This window comes from Roseomonas chloroacetimidivorans, assembly GCF_049629625.1.
Lineage (GTDB): Bacteria > Pseudomonadota > Alphaproteobacteria > Acetobacterales > Acetobacteraceae > Roseomonas > Roseomonas chloroacetimidivorans.
In genome coordinates this window covers 1-15,115 of sequence record NZ_JBNBZS010000107.1, presented here as the reverse complement: position 1 = coordinate 15,115, position 15,115 = coordinate 1, and the positions used below count along the sequence as shown (strand labels likewise).

Annotated in this window: 16 protein-coding genes and 3 pseudogenes; 8 read left to right on the top strand and 11 right to left on the bottom strand. The window is 64.1% G+C overall.

Annotated elements, in window-relative coordinates:
* Positions 1-167: 167 nt before the first annotated feature.
* The gene (locus tag ACO1BU_RS32570; protein WP_424140097.1) at positions 168-413 is read left to right on the top strand and encodes a hypothetical protein; all 246 of its coding nucleotides are present in this window, start codon (positions 168-170) and stop codon (positions 411-413) included.
* Positions 414-1,366: 953 nt separating this feature from the next.
* Here ACO1BU_RS32570 and ACO1BU_RS32565 read toward each other — a convergent pair.
* The 5 genes from ACO1BU_RS32565 to ACO1BU_RS32545 all read right to left on the bottom strand — a co-directional run bounded on the left by ACO1BU_RS32565 (position 1,367) and on the right by ACO1BU_RS32545 (position 3,584).
* Entirely contained in the window at positions 1,367-1,951 is a 585-nt protein-coding gene (locus ACO1BU_RS32565; protein WP_424140096.1) for a hypothetical protein, read from the bottom strand.
* Between the two features lie 9 nt (positions 1,952-1,960).
* Positions 1,961-2,914, bottom strand: a complete 954-nt coding sequence (locus tag ACO1BU_RS32560) for a hypothetical protein (protein WP_424140095.1) — start codon at positions 2,912-2,914, stop codon at positions 1,961-1,963.
* A 105-nt stretch (positions 2,915-3,019) separates the two neighbouring features.
* The gene (locus tag ACO1BU_RS32555; RefSeq protein ID WP_424140094.1) at positions 3,020-3,262 is read right to left on the bottom strand and encodes a hypothetical protein; all 243 of its coding nucleotides are present in this window, start codon (positions 3,260-3,262) and stop codon (positions 3,020-3,022) included.
* On the bottom strand, positions 3,259-3,423 hold the full coding sequence (locus ACO1BU_RS32550; RefSeq protein WP_424140093.1) for a hypothetical protein: 165 nt from the start codon (positions 3,421-3,423) through the stop codon (positions 3,259-3,261). The genes ACO1BU_RS32555 and ACO1BU_RS32550 overlap by 4 nt, the downstream gene beginning before the upstream one ends.
* Positions 3,420-3,584, bottom strand: a complete 165-nt coding sequence (locus tag ACO1BU_RS32545; RefSeq protein WP_424140092.1) for a hypothetical protein — start codon at positions 3,582-3,584, stop codon at positions 3,420-3,422. The genes ACO1BU_RS32550 and ACO1BU_RS32545 overlap by 4 nt, the downstream gene beginning before the upstream one ends.
* 494 nt (positions 3,585-4,078) lie before the next feature.
* Between ACO1BU_RS32545 and ACO1BU_RS32540 the strand changes: the two genes are divergently transcribed.
* Positions 4,079-4,390 carry a DUF6894 family protein gene (locus ACO1BU_RS32540; RefSeq protein WP_424140091.1) on the top strand — a complete coding sequence of 104 codons (312 nt, stop codon included), beginning with the start codon at positions 4,079-4,081 and terminating at the stop codon, positions 4,388-4,390.
* Here the strand turns inward: ACO1BU_RS32540 and ACO1BU_RS32535 are convergent.
* From ACO1BU_RS32535 to ACO1BU_RS32525, 3 genes are all read right to left on the bottom strand, one after another.
* Positions 4,387-4,593 carry a hypothetical protein gene (locus tag ACO1BU_RS32535; RefSeq protein ID WP_424140090.1) on the bottom strand — a complete coding sequence of 69 codons (207 nt, stop codon included), beginning with the start codon at positions 4,591-4,593 and terminating at the stop codon, positions 4,387-4,389. The two genes, ACO1BU_RS32540 and ACO1BU_RS32535, sit on opposite strands and share 4 nt — an antisense overlap.
* Positions 4,594-4,894: 301 nt before the next feature.
* The gene (locus tag ACO1BU_RS32530) at positions 4,895-5,260 is read right to left on the bottom strand and encodes a helix-turn-helix domain-containing protein (RefSeq protein WP_424140098.1); all 366 of its coding nucleotides are present in this window, start codon (positions 5,258-5,260) and stop codon (positions 4,895-4,897) included.
* 295 nt (positions 5,261-5,555) lie between these two features.
* The gene (locus tag ACO1BU_RS32525) at positions 5,556-6,905 is read right to left on the bottom strand and encodes a tyrosine-type recombinase/integrase (protein ID WP_424140089.1); all 1,350 of its coding nucleotides are present in this window, start codon (positions 6,903-6,905) and stop codon (positions 5,556-5,558) included.
* Positions 6,906-7,052: 147 nt separating this feature from the next.
* Here ACO1BU_RS32525 and ACO1BU_RS32520 point away from each other — a divergent pair, with 147 nt between their 5' ends.
* Both ACO1BU_RS32520 and ACO1BU_RS32515 read left to right on the top strand, forming a co-directional pair.
* Positions 7,053-7,985, top strand: coding sequence for a DUF6538 domain-containing protein (locus tag ACO1BU_RS32520; RefSeq protein WP_424140088.1), 933 nt, complete (start codon positions 7,053-7,055; stop codon positions 7,983-7,985).
* 234 nt (positions 7,986-8,219) lie between these two features.
* Entirely contained in the window at positions 8,220-9,023 is an 804-nt protein-coding gene (locus tag ACO1BU_RS32515; RefSeq protein WP_424140087.1) for a site-specific integrase, read from the top strand.
* A gap of 365 nt (positions 9,024-9,388) precedes the next feature.
* On the opposite strand, the gene ACO1BU_RS32510 is transcribed toward ACO1BU_RS32515, so the two are convergent.
* Positions 9,389-10,285 carry a LysR family transcriptional regulator gene (locus ACO1BU_RS32510; RefSeq protein ID WP_424140086.1) on the bottom strand — a complete coding sequence of 299 codons (897 nt, stop codon included), beginning with the start codon at positions 10,283-10,285 and terminating at the stop codon, positions 9,389-9,391.
* A 378-nt stretch (positions 10,286-10,663) separates the two neighbouring features.
* Here ACO1BU_RS32510 and ACO1BU_RS32505 point away from each other — a divergent pair.
* From ACO1BU_RS32505 to ACO1BU_RS32490, 4 genes and pseudogenes are all read left to right on the top strand, one after another.
* Positions 10,664-11,068: pseudogene (locus ACO1BU_RS32505) on the top strand (redoxin domain-containing protein); the annotation flags it as partial.
* Positions 10,977-11,774, top strand: a complete 798-nt coding sequence (locus ACO1BU_RS32500; RefSeq protein ID WP_424140085.1) for a glutathione S-transferase family protein — start codon at positions 10,977-10,979, stop codon at positions 11,772-11,774. The pseudogene ACO1BU_RS32505 and the gene ACO1BU_RS32500, both read left to right, overlap by 92 nt.
* Before the next feature lie 57 nt (positions 11,775-11,831).
* Positions 11,832-12,644 (top strand): SDR family NAD(P)-dependent oxidoreductase, encoded by an 813-nt coding sequence (locus tag ACO1BU_RS32495; protein WP_424140084.1) that lies wholly within the window; start codon positions 11,832-11,834, stop codon positions 12,642-12,644.
* A 108-nt stretch (positions 12,645-12,752) separates the two neighbouring features.
* A complete protein-coding gene (locus tag ACO1BU_RS32490; protein ID WP_424140083.1) occupies positions 12,753-13,679 on the top strand; it encodes a zinc-binding dehydrogenase in 927 nt (308 codons plus the stop codon).
* 605 nt (positions 13,680-14,284) lie between these two features.
* Here ACO1BU_RS32490 and ACO1BU_RS32485 read toward each other — a convergent pair.
* A pseudogene (locus ACO1BU_RS32485) lies at positions 14,285-14,377 on the bottom strand (IS5/IS1182 family transposase); the annotation flags it as partial.
* 225 nt (positions 14,378-14,602) lie between these two features.
* Positions 14,603-14,989: pseudogene (locus ACO1BU_RS32480) on the bottom strand (L-serine ammonia-lyase, iron-sulfur-dependent, subunit alpha); the annotation flags it as partial.
* Positions 14,990-15,115: the final 126 nt, after the last annotated feature.

Sequence of the window (15,115 nt, the reverse complement as noted above, 5' to 3'; positions counted from 1 at the left end):
CCGGAGCCGCTCATACTACCGTCGTAAGAGGGGTTAGCGAGTGATGCCGTCGTCGTGCTGTCCGTCATGACAGCCACTTCGGCGAACCACCACCATCAACTCAAGGCCGGGATCGGCTGACGCATACGACCGGGGCGTTAAAGCTATCCGTACTGAGGCCGAGAGCCATGATCCTGGACGAGGCGCGAAAGCTTCGCGAGGAAGCAGCTATGTGTTTGAGGGTGGCGGACCAGATCAGCCTGCTTTCAGACCAGGAAATATTGAAGGACATGGCCCGACGCTGCCTGGAACAGGCTGAGCGCATCGAAGGGTCTTACAAGGTTCCGGGGCAGGCACCCCCAAGGAAAGCAGTGGGCCAAGGTGAGGCGCCGGAGGCCGGCTCTGGGGTGAACCTGCGGCCGGCGGCGCGGTAGTAGAACGGAGTTGTCGCCCAACTCACGGTTGTGTTATCTATCCGGCATGTCGATGGGTCGATCCAGGGAAGTGCTGCAGGCCCGCCGGGAAATGCTGGCCCTCTGCGCCGCGACTGCGGTGATCGGGTCAGCGTTGGCTGTCGCGGCGATATGGCTGTTCGCTCGCGCGTTGCCTTAGGCACCTGGACTAAGATCCTGACGTCGCACGGGTGGCCGAAGCTGCCGGCCTGACTGCTGGCCACCGGGTCAGAGGTCACGAGATCCCGCCTCTGAGCGGGCGGGGTGGGGCAACCTAGTATGGTGCGTAGTCGTTTTGGCGGCGCGGTTAGAGCGGCCGCGTTCGCGTATCGTAGTCTCCATGTTTCAACTCGCCCGGCGGGCCGATCTCCCGCCGGGCTTCTTTGTCTGGGCTGCGGGGTGGGCAGGGTTGCGAAGAGAGAAACGGTAAAGAAACCGGTCTCAAACCTCACTCGCTAAGACGCGTTCGAGCCCCGGCCCCTGCTGCCTTCCCCGCAGGGGTGTTCCTGAAGATTACTCGGCCCGGCTGGAGCAATCCGGCCGGGCTCTTTTCTCAAGCAGCAGGCAGAGTGGACGGGATCGGGATTGGTCGCGGCGGATTGTCTGCCGTGAGCCTGCACCATCCTGGCTTTGGGGTGACGGTCCGCGCATAGAGGGGGCATGGACCCTACGGGACGCGCCGCCGATGCAATTCTGGACCTCTTGGCCGGCCCGTTGGACGAGTGCGCGAGGGATCTAGCCCAGGGCGACGTGCCGGCCGCTCAGAAAAGGCTGGCCGAGGTCATGGAGCAGTTGCGGCGGATTCGACGGGATCTCAGGGAAGAGGGCGGCTCGGCGTAGAGCCCCTGAACGAAGAAGCCCCGCCGGTTAGGGCGAAGCAGAAAGATGGTGCGGCCGTGTCGTCTTTGTCGAAAGACGGGAAGTCCAGGAAGACTTTACGATTCAAAGCCAGTCTTTACTTCGTCTTGCTGAATCTGTATTGCCATGTAATGAATTCCGAGAATGGTGGCCGCTAAAAGATGGCTAAAAAAGAATGCGAAAGCCGCTACAAAAACGCCTCGACCAACAAATACTTGTGCCTCGGTAAACGCTGCCGATGCGGTGGGAGCAATGATCATTGCCGCTGCTCCAACGATGTATAGCATGATAGAGGCGAAAGAAAGATAGCCGAAAAGGAGGCACAGGAATCTACGCCTCGTCAGGGGGTCTGCTGGATGCTGTTTGTTGCGATAAATCTTTGGTGGGTCGGCCTTCATGATGTCATCAAGACCGGGCTTGTTGAAAGTAGCGATCGCAGCCAGCGATGCAATATAAAAGCCGGCAAGGATCTGCAGAAGGCCATTTGCTTGATGGATAACTCCCAGCTCACCAAACACGTTGGCCTTTGAAGCGGGCCAAAGCAGCGCCGTGGTGACCATCGCGGACAGCGTGGTCGGAACTACCCAGTTGAGCAGGTGTACCGCCGGGTGCTTCACCCGCCACCACCGGAGGGGCGAAAGGAGAAAGTCCAGAGACTTCATGAGTTGATACTACGGCTTCTTTTTGTCCGAGAGCAAATCAAGCATTGATGATGCAACTTCGGTGTTAATTTTTTCATGTGCTGCCGGTAGGTCGGTCTCAGTGACGGTGATCCTTTCTACGCGCGTGAAGCTCTTTTCGAAGGCGTCCATCTGAGCTGTGTCGGCGCTCAAAGTAAGATGCTTGCCGTCTGCCCTCCGATATCTCACGCGCATGGTGTTTAGATCGCGATACTCAGGCTTGCCGCGGATCTCAGAAATGATGCTCTTTGCTACATCTCCGCTCGTTCTCTTCACCTTAAAGCGCACTGCCTTTTCCGCCTCGTGATAGAGCTGCCCTTTATCGAGTTTCCGGCTGCGTGTTACCCTGAGTAGGGAAACCCCCAAGAGCTCGCCAGACCGCAAGCTCTGCGCGAGGGTTTCTGAGGGCTTGGCCTGCATCTCCAAACGCGGATCAGCGCGCTCAGGCGCCCCATCATTGTCAACGGTCACTTGTCCGCAGTAGGTGAAAAGCAACTCCTCAAGCATCGGCAAGATACGACTGCGAGATACGCCCTCTATCTGCTCTAAAGCCGTGGGATAGCGGTTTGAATTTTGTTCCACATCGAATGCCACCACGAGGTGCGCTGCCACCGCGCTCCCTTCATTCGCACCCTTCTTGATGTGTCGAGTGGTAAAAGTCTTCGTGTTTCGAAATGATGGGTCGGAGGCGTTTACGTCGATAGCGGAGAAGAGGAAAGTGGCTACTTTCTGCTTCTGGTCTATTTCTAAATCATCCAAACAAAATATGACGGCATCGTCAGCCAAGGCTTTCTGGATGACCTTCTGTTCTGCCCTTGCAGCAAGAACGGCCTTCCTAATTTTCGACAGCGAGCTAATATCCCAGTTCAAGGCCTGATCAGGGTGCCCTTTCCCCCGCAGGATAGTCTCGTAAATTCCAACCCAACGTTCGCGCTTGGAAAGCATCCGTTCCTCTTATTCAATCCTTCCAGGCTGGTGTAAGTGCAATGCACGCCAGCTGGCCTCTGTGGTGTTGCCTGGTCGACCTAGGGTGTCGCTCGCGGAAGGCGCTCACCGCTCCCCCTCCGTCATTGCCCTGGCCAAGGCCAGAACACGAGCGCGCTGTTCCGGGGTCCGCTTCTTCCACCAAGCCGCCAGTTCCGGCGCTAATGTGCCGCTCCCCTTGGCCAAGGACCGGACGAAGAACATGACCATCTCTCGCTCGTCAGGGCTCAGGCTGTCCCAAAGGGCCAGCAGCTCGGCACGTTCCTCCAGGCTAGGGCGCTGACCGGGCGGACGGGGCGGGAGGGTCACCCCCACTCCCCCGCCGACATTGCTCTAACCAGGGCCAGCACGAAGCGCCGCTTCTCCGGCTCCAGCTTCGCCCAGCGGGTTATCATCTCCTCCGCCTGGATGAGCAGGATCGTCGCGTCCCGTTCTGCTTTTGGGCCGAGGGGGTGGGAAGGAACGGTCATTGCCGCTTCACCTCGATCATCGCCTTCATCAGCATCAGCACCAAGTCACGCTCATCCGGCCCGATCTTAGCCCAAAGAGCCAGCAGCTCTTGCAGATCGGCGAACTGGGCTAGTGCCTGGAGTTCCTGCTTCGGGGTGATCGGACGGGGAGGGAGGGTCACTTCTCCTGGGTTTCCCGTGCCATCGCTATGGCTCCTAGATTCGCGCCCGACAAGCGTGGCCGAACCCAAGTGCGCCGACCAGATGCCTGCCCCAAGTAGCCCTGGCGCCGGGCGCGGGGGTATAACGAAGAAGTAGGGTGACCGCTGTCCATTTCGGGCGCAGCATTGCCGCAACGCAGGCCTCCGGGACGAAGCAGCACGTTCTGCCGGCAAGACTGACTGGCCGGTGGGTGAGGCGTCTCCTCATCACCGGCCGCTTTTTTGCCCTGGTCGTCCCAGGTAAGATCCACGGGCCGATGGTCGGTGCCTACTCCTAGGCGTAACCGACCGGACTGGGCAGGGCGGCTGGCGGAACCCGCGTCGCGCCAGCCGCTTTTCTGGACCTCAAAGCTTCGCCCACCCAGGGTTAATCCGGAGCGGCAGCGGCTTAGCTTGCAGCAGAGTAGAAGCGGCGCCTAAACTTCGGACGAAGTTGGTCCTTACGGTAACCGTCAATGGCGGGTTCGGTGGGAGGCCTCCCACCTTTCGCCGAGATTGCCGTGCCTCGATACCACTTTCATGTCCGCGATGGGCGCACCCCGCCCGACAGTAAAGGCACTGAGCTGCCCGATCTCATGGCAGCCCGCATTGAAGCCGCCAGATATGGCGGTGAGCTATTGGTGGAACACGCCAGAACCTTCTGGAACGAAGGCGAGTGGGTTATCGAGGTGACTGACAGCACCGGCCTGACACTTTTCACGCTCGCCTTCACGGCGGCTGATGCGCCAGTGCTGCGGCACCGCGAGGCAATGCCCCCGAGGCCTTAGGCAGGACCGGGTCGCCGAGAAGGTCCCTTCGGGTCGTTGTCGGCCGGAGCCGGGGCATGGCCGGTCACCTCCCCCACGGCCCGGGCGTTGGCCAGCAGCATTCTGCGCCCCTCCTGATCCAGGCCGTCCCAGATCGAGACCAGTTCGGCGCGACCCTTCTCGGCCGTCACGGGTTCAGGCTGGGAGGGACGCAGGTTGAGCATTAGATCTGCTGCCGCTCCGCGCTTCTCGCTGAGGTGGCGGCGTTGGCGTGGGCCGCGCCCCACAGGACACCTCCCCACAAATGCCGTTCTTGGGGAGCGAAAATGGGGCATCTCCCCACACATAAGGCATTGAAAACAACAAACTTCCCACATTCCCCCGCTTCCCCACGTCCAGCGCAGAAAGTTATAGAGAAAACAACGTCCGCAAATTTTTTCCTTTCCCTCTCCGCGTCAGCCCGCCTCCTTCACCGGCCGAAGCTCCACCACCTCGGCGCCGTGCTCCTTCCTCGGCAGCGTAGCGTCAGCCCGACGTTTGAACGGATCCGGCGCGCACGCCTGGGATGAGGTCGTGTCCGCCGGCTTCCGCGACCAGGTGATCGAGGGCCGGCCGGACGATGCCGAGCGACGAAAGACCGGCGCTCCATTCGGGCTTGATCTTCAGGAAGAGGAGGACGTCGTTCGCGACCGTGGCGCGCCAGAGGGCGCCGCCGGTACCGGCCCGGCCGATCCGGACGGGTGGCAGGGTGCCGCCGGCGATGAGGCGGCGGACATGGCGGACGCTGACCGCCAGCAAGGCGGCGGCGGCCCTGGCAGTGACGAGCTGGTCGGGAGGTGGCCCCGGCGGCGGGTGGGCACCGGAACGACGGGGGTGTGTCGGCGGGCGCAGACGGTCCTCTCCTTAGAAACCGAGGAGAGAGATCGCTGCCGTGGAGGTGACCCTACCGGGCCGAGGTCAAGTGGAGCAAGGGGGCCGCGGTGCCTCAGTAGTCCGAGCCGATGCCTGCGAACGGCTGAATGGCTAAATTCCGCCCGTCACATCGTCACAATGCCCAGTTTTATTGAGTTTTTCGACAGTTTGAACCGTCACACGCGGTAGCGCCTGTGACGGCATGTATTGAACAAAATCAAAGATGTGCCGGTGTGACGGTTCAAACCCCCCTCTCCAGGGGAGAAGGGGGGGCTCAGGCCTCTTTGGCTCGAAGCGCTACCACCTTCCCCTCCTTCGTGCTTGGCACGCAGAAGGCGCTCCAAGCGGCCATGAGGGGGCGGCGCTGCTCAAGCATGTCGGATCCCCGGTAAGCGGCCCGGACGCTGTTCTCGTCCTCATGGGCCAGTGCTTTCTCTGCCGCCTCGCCGGCATCTGGGCGGGTATCGTCGACCCAGCTCCGGAAGGAGCGGCGGAAGCCGTGAGGGGTGGCGCCGCGGCCATCCACGTCCTGCCAGGGGAGAGGGCCGCCCTTTGGCGCATCCTCGTTCATCCGGCGGATGCAGGCGCCCAGGGCGGCGTCGCTGAGGGCTACGCCGGTCGGGGAGGGGAAGACCAGGGCATCACCCGCCATGGTGGCCTGTGACGCCAGCTTATCGGGCCCCTCGATCTTGCCGGTGACGTGCACGGCCGCGGCGGCCAGGACGGTCAGCATGGCGTCCGTCAATGGCACGCGATGGGGCGGCATCGCCTTCGCCTTCCCGCCCTTCATCCGCTGGGCGGGAATGGTCCAAGTCATGGTGTCGAAGTCGAGCTCGGGCCACCGGGCATGCCGGACCTCGGCGGAGCGGACGGCGGTGAGGACTGCGAAGCGGAGGGCGAGGGGGGCGGTCCCGTCCATCACCTCTACCTCTCGCAGGAAGGCCGGCACCCGCTGCCAGGGAAGGGAGGGCTGGCGTTGCTCTGGCGGCTGCTTCGGCAGGGCCTTGGTGAGCCGCAGGACGCGGCCGGTGGCCGGGTTATCGGTGGAGCGCCAGCCCAGTGCCGCGGCGTAGTCGAGCACGGCGGCGATGCGGCGCTGCAGCTTGCGGGCAGTAGCGGGCTGGGCGGTCCAGACAGTGGTGAGGGCCTGGACGACATGCTCCCGGGTGATGTCGCCGATCGGGACGGATCCGATTACGGGGTAAGCGTGCTTGTCGAGGGTGAGACGCCAGCTCGCCAGCGTCTTGCCGCTGGTCCACCCCGGCTGCTGCGCCTTCACCAGGCGCTCGGCCACGTCCCGGAAGGTGCGCCCCTGCCGCTCCTCTTCCTGGGCCTTCCTAGCAGCCTCAGCACGATCGGTGGTGTCCCGGTGAGTGATGGGGTCAGTGCCCTTCTCTACCTCCGCCGCCGCGGCCTTGGCCTTCTGCCGAGCCTCCTTCAGCCCCACGGCAGGGTAGGCGCCCAACCCCATGTCTCGGCGCCGGCCGGCCAGCATGAAGCGGAACAGCCAGGCTCGCCCGCCCGCGGGGCGTACCTCCAGCAGCAGCCCGTCGCCGTCCGACAGCCGGTAGACCTTCTCCCGGGGTTTGGCATTGGCAACGGCGCGCTCGGTCAGCTTCGGCATCGGGCCTCCGGTGTCGGGCGGAAGCACAACTGACCCACCCCCACAATCACCCCCACAATGGGACAACGACGGGGGCACACACAACTGGACGACAGCGAACAGAGGGAGGGCTAACCCGTTGATCTAACCGGAAGTGGATGGACGGACATGGACACCCCTGAACGCCTGTTGCACTCCCCTTGGGGACGCCAGCCACTTCGTAAGTGGTTGAAGCGTCGAGAAACTAGCAGAACAGCGACTTATGCGGCGCCCGGTGATACAAACGGGTGGCATAAACGCATGGCGCTCGTGAGCTACGTCGGCCGTCGTCCCAAGACGGAAATCTACCGGTTCCGGCGGGCTGTCCCGGCCCCTCTCCGCGCCGTTCTCGGTCGCCGTGAGATTGTCGAATCTCTCAGTACCAAAGATCCCGAAGAGGCGAGGCGATTGGGCTTGGCCGCCGCCACCCGGGTCCAGGCGCTAATCGACAATGCGTCGGGCCCTGAACGTCCGGGGCCAAGGTCCCCGAACCCGCATGCTGAGGCCGCTATCCAGGCGCCTGCCCTCCCGGCACTTACCCTCGCCGAGGCGGAGGGCATCGCTATCCGCCACCGCGACGCGGAACAGCAGAAGATCATCATCCGGACCGCCGAGCGCCGGGGGTGGTCGTCCGAGCAGGTTGCCCTTCAAATCCGCTGCCTCGAGCAGGCACGCCAGGCGCTCGTAGACGCCCTGATCGATGGTGGGGCCAATGCGGTGGCCGAGCTGGCCGTCGAGTTGCTCGCGACCAGTGGCCGGATGGCACCCTCAGATATCAACGTTCGCCTTCTGACCCATCATCTTCTTCGCGCCCTCATCGAGTGCGAGGGACTCGAACTAACGTCGCTCGGTGGGGTTTGGCCTCGCCTCGGCGCCGCAGCAATGCCCCTTGGCCGGCCCACTGAGTTGCCATCCTCCGCCATCCTTGTTGGCTGCTCGTCGCTGCCGATAAAAACCGTGAGGACTACCGCGACCGACGACATCGATGCCCAGCCGGATGTGACGCCTGGAGAACTTTTAAGTCGCTACCACGCTGAGCGGCGTGCGGAGGCGAGACGCTGAACGAGTTGCGCAGGCTGGTCCGCCAGTTCGAGGGGGTCGACGGCGCCAGCCGATTTGTTCGCTAGCTGGGAAAGAAGTCAGTCGAGGCCTTCAGGCGCGCACTGCTGGCCAAGCCGAAGGCGTTGCCGAATGCGCATCGAAGCCTGCCCTTACCAGAGATCGTGAAGAAGTACCGCAACGTCGATGTCGACCGGGTTTCGGTGACCACCGTGCGGAAGGCTAACGGCCTCCTCAATGGGGTCTTTTTCTGGGGGGGAACGGAACGGCTACCTCAAGGACAAGCCCTTTCAGCACGCGCAATCGGCGATCGACACTCGCGAGCTCATCAGCCGACGTGAGCTTGCCGGGCAGGAGCTTGCCCGCATCTTCTCGTCGCCGATCTACTCAGGCTGTTACTCGGACACACAGGGCCTCAGGACCGGCAAGCTCGTCATCAAGGATGCACACTACTGGCTTCCCTTACTGGGAACCTACACGGGCTGCCGGCTCGAAGAACTCGGCCAGGCGTTGGTCGCGGATATTGCGCGGACCGGCGGAGTGCTGCGCATCAGCATCGACAACTCGGACGGCAAAACGGGGGCTGCCGCCGGAAAGCGTTCGACGAGGAAGGAGGGGGGTGGAAAGGGCCTGAAGACATCGTCGTCCAGGCGTCAGATCCCGCTTCACCCGACTCTCCTGCGCCTCAGCTTCGAGGAGTATGTCATGGAACTCGCCACGAGAACTGAGATGCACTTATCTCCCGATTTAAAGGCCGACAAGTTCGGTAAGCGGACGGCAGCCTACTCGAAGGCGTTCGCAAGACTCCTGTCGAGCGTGGGTCTGGATGACCCGGCGCTGGTCTTCCACTCACTACGACAAGGATTCAAGAGCTCGTGCCGCCGTGCGGGACTCGATCGCGACGACCACGACTTTCTGACGGAACATTGGGATGGTTCTGTGAGCCAGGATTACGGAGTGCCCGACCTTTCAAGGCTCTTCACAGCGGTTTCCCGCATTTCTTTTTCATCGGTGGAAGAGCTTCTGATCGCAACGGCATGAGCGAGGAAGAGCTGACAGGAGGGGACGGAACGAAGCTGGATGTCTAAGCGCTGGGCGTGGAATGGCTGGGGAACCTGGATCCGCGCAGCTGGACGTCCGACAAGTCTGATTCGCAGCGAAGCTGAGATCGCGTTGGGCGAATGTGCGCCAGCTAAGTGAGCAAGACAAGCCGACCATTGGGGTCGGGCGGATCATCCGTTGACGCGGTGGGCAGCAGGGCAGGGGATGGCCGTGAGCGGCAGTTCCGCTTTGGCTGCGATGATGATGAATGGCGGCCATTCGGCTTCTTTGCCGTCTGGCGGCAGCCGATCACACCCCTTGAGCAGGGGCGGCGAGAGGTGGTCCCTCGCTTCCGCCGATGCTGCTCAGCCCGCAGCGGCGAGCGACGCTCCGAGGTGATCCATGATCGCCCGGACTTTCGCCGATGGCCTCGGCCCTGCCGGGAAGACGGCGTAGACCTCCGCGGGATCCAGCCGGTACGACCCAAGCAGCTGTGTAAGCTGCCCAGTGCGCAGTTCCTCACCCGCCATCACGCGAGTTCCCAGCGAGATCCCCAGACCCGCCACTGTGGCTGCCAGAACTCCTGGGGCTGAGTTGATCGACAGTCTTGCGTGGACATCGACGGAGGTGACGGTCTTGTTGTGCCTGAAGCGCCAGCTCTCGCCGCCGAACGAGCCATGCTGAACGATGCAGTCGTGCTTGGCGAGGTCGGCCGGAGTAGCCGGCGCGCCATGGGCGGACAGGTAGGCCGGCGCCGCGACGACCAATCGCTCGACCGACGCGAGCTTGCGGGCACCGAAGGTGGAGTCATGCAGCGCCCCGACATTGATGCGGATGGCAACATCGACGCCGTCCGTAACCAAGTTCTGGCGCGCGTCGCTCATGGCCAGCTCGACCCTCAGGTCGGGATGTCGGGCCAGGAAGGGCGCCAGAGCCGGTATGATCGCACGGGTGCCATACATCAGCGGCATCGCGAGACGAACCACGCCGTGCAGCGAGTCCACGCCCCGGGTTGCCTGCTCGGCCTCCTCCATCTCGGCAAGGAGGCGTCTCGCGCGCTCAAGGTAGAGCGCGCCGGCGTCGGTCAGCGAGATGCTCCGCGTGGTGCGCAGCAGCAGTGTCGTGCCCAGCCGGGCCTCCAGCGTGCCGATGATACGCGTCACCGAAGGCTGGGAGAGCTTCAGCTCGCGCCCCGCCCTTGAAAGGCTGCCACTGTCCGCCACACGGACGAACACGGCCATCTCCTGCCAGCGATCGCTCATTCGAATCCCAGATAAATGTTCTTCGTATCTAGTGGATACACCATATTCCGCTGATCAACTAATCCTTGGCTCACGGCACCTTCGCCGCGGACACGGAGATGCGAGATGAGGCTCCAGGACAAACTCGACGCGATACGCGAGGACTTCGAGAACGGACGCCTTCCGCTGGTGCCCACCCAAGCCCAGCTCGACACGATGCGGCGCGCGACCTAGTCACTGATTGACAGCCGGCAGACCGACAGGGCCCTCGAGGCAGGTGACACGGCGCCCGAGTTGACGCTCCGGGACGCGGAAGGCGCAACCGTGAGCTCGCGGGAGTTGCTCGCACGGGGGCCGCTGATCGCGACTTTCTACCGCGGCGTCTGATGCCCGTACTGCAACCTCGATCTGCAGGCGCTGGAGGGTGTCCGGCCCGAGATTGAGGCGCGCGGAGCCAGCCTGGTCGCGATCTCGCCGCAGACGCCGGCGAACAGCCGCAAGTCGCAGCGCGACAACAAGCTCAACTTCCCGACCCTCAGCGATGCCGGAGCGGCTGTCGCCGCCGAATTCGGCCTGCGCTTCTCGCTGCCAGAGGAGCTGATCCAGGTCTACAGGCAGTTCGGCAACGACTTGGCGAAGATCAACGACGACCCGTCCTGCGTACTGCCGATGCCGGCGCGCTACGTGATCGGGACCGACGGCGTGATCGCCTATGCCGAGATCAACCCCGACTACACCCGGCGCCCCGACCTATCAGAACTGCTGCCGGTGCTCGATCGGCTGCGTGCCGGCGTCCCGGCCTGACCACTCACACCATCAACCAAGGGAAGGATCACCCACAATGGCCATCAAGATCTACGGCGACCCCGGTTCGGGCAGCCGGCGCCGCGTCACGGCCGCAGCGGCCGCCATGGGCATCGACATCGAGATCGTCAACATCGACCTCTTCAAGGGCGAGAGCCACACGCCCGAGTTCCTGGAGCTGAACCCGCACGGCCTATCGCCCGTCATGGTCGACGGCGACTTCGTCCTCTACGAGTCCGCCGCGATCAACCTCTACCTTGCCGAGAAGGCGGGAAGCGATCTGGCAGGCCGCACGACCCGCGAGCGGTTCGAGATCCTCCAGTGGATGTTCTGGTCGGGCGAGCAGTGGCGCGTCTTCGCGACGCTCACCTTCGATGAGGTCCTTGCCAAGCGCTTCATGAACCAGCCCGCCGACGGAACCATCGTGAAGCTGGCGGCCGACAAGCTCCGGTCGGCCGCTGCCGTGCTGGACGCGCACCTCGCGACGCACAGCTACATCGTCGGTGATCGGCTGACGCTGGCCGACTTCGACATCGCCGGCCCGTTCTCGCAGAACGAGCGGACGAAGATCCCGCTGGACGAATTTCCCAATCTGGTCGCCTGGCAGCAGCGCCTGCTGGACACGGTGCCCGCCTGGGCTGCCACGAAGCGCGAGGTCGATGAGCGCATCGACGGTGCGCTCTATGCGGCCGGCATCAAGCTCTGAGAGCGTGGCGCCGGCGTTCCCAGGGGCGGCCGGCGCCAGGTCAGGAAGGCGGGACCCATGAGGATCGACTTAGGCGGCCGCACGGCCATCGTGACAGGCTCCACCGCCGGCATCGGCCGAGCAACCGCCGAGGGGCTGGCTCGCGCTGGCGCCTCGGTCATCATCAATGGCCGCACCCAGGCGCGGGTCGATGGGGCGGTGCGGCAGATGCGCGCAGCGTTCCCCGGGGTTCCCATCTCTGGCGTTGCTGCCGACCTGTCGACCGCGGAAGGAGCGAGCGCCCTCATCGCGGAGGCGCCGGACGCCGACGTCCTCGTGAACAACGTCGGCACGGCGTTCATCCGCGACTATCGCGGCTTGGCCGATGTCGTGGCCATCCCGGACGAGGATTGGCTCGGCCTGTTTCAGCTGAACGTCATGAGCGGCGTGCGCCTCTCGCGCCACTACCTGCCATGCATGGTCGGGAAGGGCTGGGGACGCGTCATCTTCGTCAGCAGCGAGTCCGCGGTCAACACGCCCAAGGAGATGCTGGATTACGGCATGACCAAGACCGCCCAACTCGCGGTTTCGCGCGGTCTGGCCGAAGCGGTCGCTGGCACAGGCGTCACCGTCAACGCGGTTCTTCCGGGGCCGACCCGGTCCGAAATCCTTGGCGACTACATGGTGAGGCAGGCGCAGGAGAACGGGATCTCGCTGCAGCAAGCCGAGCAGGGCTTTCTGCGGGCGCTGCGCCCGACCACGCTGATCCAGCGCTTCGCCACGACCGAGGAGGTCGCCAACATGATCGTCTATGCCTGTTCCGAACAGGCGTCCGCAACCAGCGGCGCCGCGCTTCGGGTGGACGGCGGCATTGTCCGCTTCGTGGTCTGACACCGACGCGCGCCGATCGCATCCGCCGACCTCCCCACACTCCAAGATGCTGAGGTTACCACAATGACATTGGTCGTCGCGCAGTACGGGGGAGGAGGCCCGGAGGTCATGCGGGCTGAAGACCGTGACGTGGCATCGCCGCCCGCCAGGCAGGTGATGGTCGAGCAGAAGGCGATCGGACTCAACTATCACGATGTTCTGCAGCGCAAGGGCCTCATCTCCGAGGACGAGCCAGGCCGCGTGATGGGGATCGAGGGTGCGGGACGGGTGACCGCGGTCGGGGCGGGCGTGACCGAGTTCGCGGTCGGCGATCGCGTCGGATACCTGCGGGCGCAGGGCGCCTATGCCGAGACGCGCCTGATCGTGGCGGACCTGCTCTTCCCCCTTCCGCAGGACGTCAGCTTCGAGGCCGCTGCGGCGCTGACCGTCAAGGGCTTCATGGCTTGGCTCTGCGCAGTCCGGCTGTTCGAGGTGCAGCCCGGCCAGAGCGTCCTGGTTACCACGGCCGCAGGTGGAGTCGGGTCGTTAACGACCCGGCTCGCTGCCCATCGCGGTGCCCGTGTGCTCGGCGTGGTGGGCAGCGAGGCGAAGCGCGCGCTGGCTCGTGAGAATGGCGCGTCCGACGTGACGGTCGGATTGGACCATGCGATCGACATGGTCGGGCGTCTTAGCGACGAAAACGGGGTCGACGCTGTCTTCGACGGGATCGGCGCCGACACCGCCGATCGCCTGCTTGCCGCCGGGGCCGTTCGCACGGGTGGGACCGTCATATCCTTCGGGGCGTCCGCCGGTTGGCCAGAGACTGACCCGGAGGCGGTCGCGCGTCGCGGCGCAACGGTTCTCGCACCGCAGGCTCCGGCCTACCTCAAGAGCGCAAGCGAGCTGCGTGCCGCCATGACGGAGGTGTTCGCCCTCTACCGGAGCGGTGCATTCGGCGAGATCTCGCTGACCCGATACCCTCTCCGCGGCGCCGCTTTGCTTCACCAGGAAGTCGAGCGCCGCGCCGCCGCCGGCATCTCGGTGCTCGTGCCGTAGCTTCGCTTTTTTCTCGCAGTCCACCCGGTGTCTGACGCGTGGTGACGCGGTCGTTCACTGACATGGTGGTCCGTCTCCTCCTGTGTCGGAGACGGAGCCCGAAGGTGACACCGTCCCGCCGGAGGGGTCCAACCTGATCCCCTGGCGCTGTAGATTATCGAGCGCGACGGTCCAGGGTGCCCATTGCGGGGCACGTCCTCGGCGGCGCGGGCGAGCTGGTGCTCGGAGAAGGCGTAGGCGCGACAGCCGATCGACCAAGCATCGTCCCCCGCCCAGTAGTCGGCGGAAGCGACGGCGTCGGCCCTGGCGCGTGCCAGGAGGCGGGCCGCGGCGGTGAGCCGCTCCTCGGTCAGGGCGGGGTGCAGCTCCTAGGGCAGCCGGCGTGCCGGAGGTGCTTCAGACCCTGCAGTAGTCTCGTCCGTCATGACGGTATGATAACGGCAATCCGTTGGTATGGAAGCCGAAGACCGAACATGAAGCCGAAAGCCGCCATTCAGACGCGTGCCATCGCCCCCTCCGACGCCCGTGCGCCGACGCGGGGGCCTAGTGTGAAGCCGCTGCTCGGGTAAGATAGCCGTGAAACAATTTAGTGCACTGCGGTAGCTCGGGGTGATCAGCGCCCATTCGGCATCCGTCAGGTCACTGGGATAGCGAAGGCCACGCCGGTCACGGGCACGACGGTGTTCCGGCTTCCACATGTGGCACCTTCCATCCAGGCACCGACCACCGAATCACAACCGACTCAACAGACTCAAGATCTTTCCGGAACGGCACTAAGTAGCGTGACCTGCGGGCAGAAGGGGAGGGAAATTACTGGAGCAGCGGTAGAACTTGGCATGACACGTCTCTGGATGAGCTGCTTTGAAGAAATCTGTCCATAATGTTGAGGCAAAGCGCCGATTTCACTTCGCCAAGATCGTCCATCAGCACTCGATCGCGTTGACGGCCAAGCCGCCTTCCGAGGTCTCCTTGTACTTGGACAGCATGTCGCGGCCTGTGTCGCGCATGGTGCGGATAACCTGGTCGAGGCTAACATGGTGGGCGCCGTCGCCGTGCAGAGCCAGCCTGGCGGCGTTGATGGCCTTCACGGCGCCGATTGCGTTGCGCTCGATGCAGGGAATCTGGACGAGACCGCCGATCGGGTCACAGGTAAGGCCGAGATTGTGCTCCAGCCCAATCTCGGCGGCGTTTTCGACCTGCCGGTTGTTGCCGCCCAGGGCCGCAGCTAGCCCGGCTGCCGCCATGGCCGAGGCGGAGCCGACCTCCCCCTGGCAACCGACCTCCGCGCCGGAGATGGAGGCGTTTCGCTGTATCCATCCGGCCGGGGCCGCGGGCTATCGAGCGCAGACGTGCTGACCGCGCTCACCGCTTCTGGTCGAGGCAGAGTTCCTTGAGGCTTTCGATGCCGTGCTCGGTGAATTTGAGCGTCGCGCGAT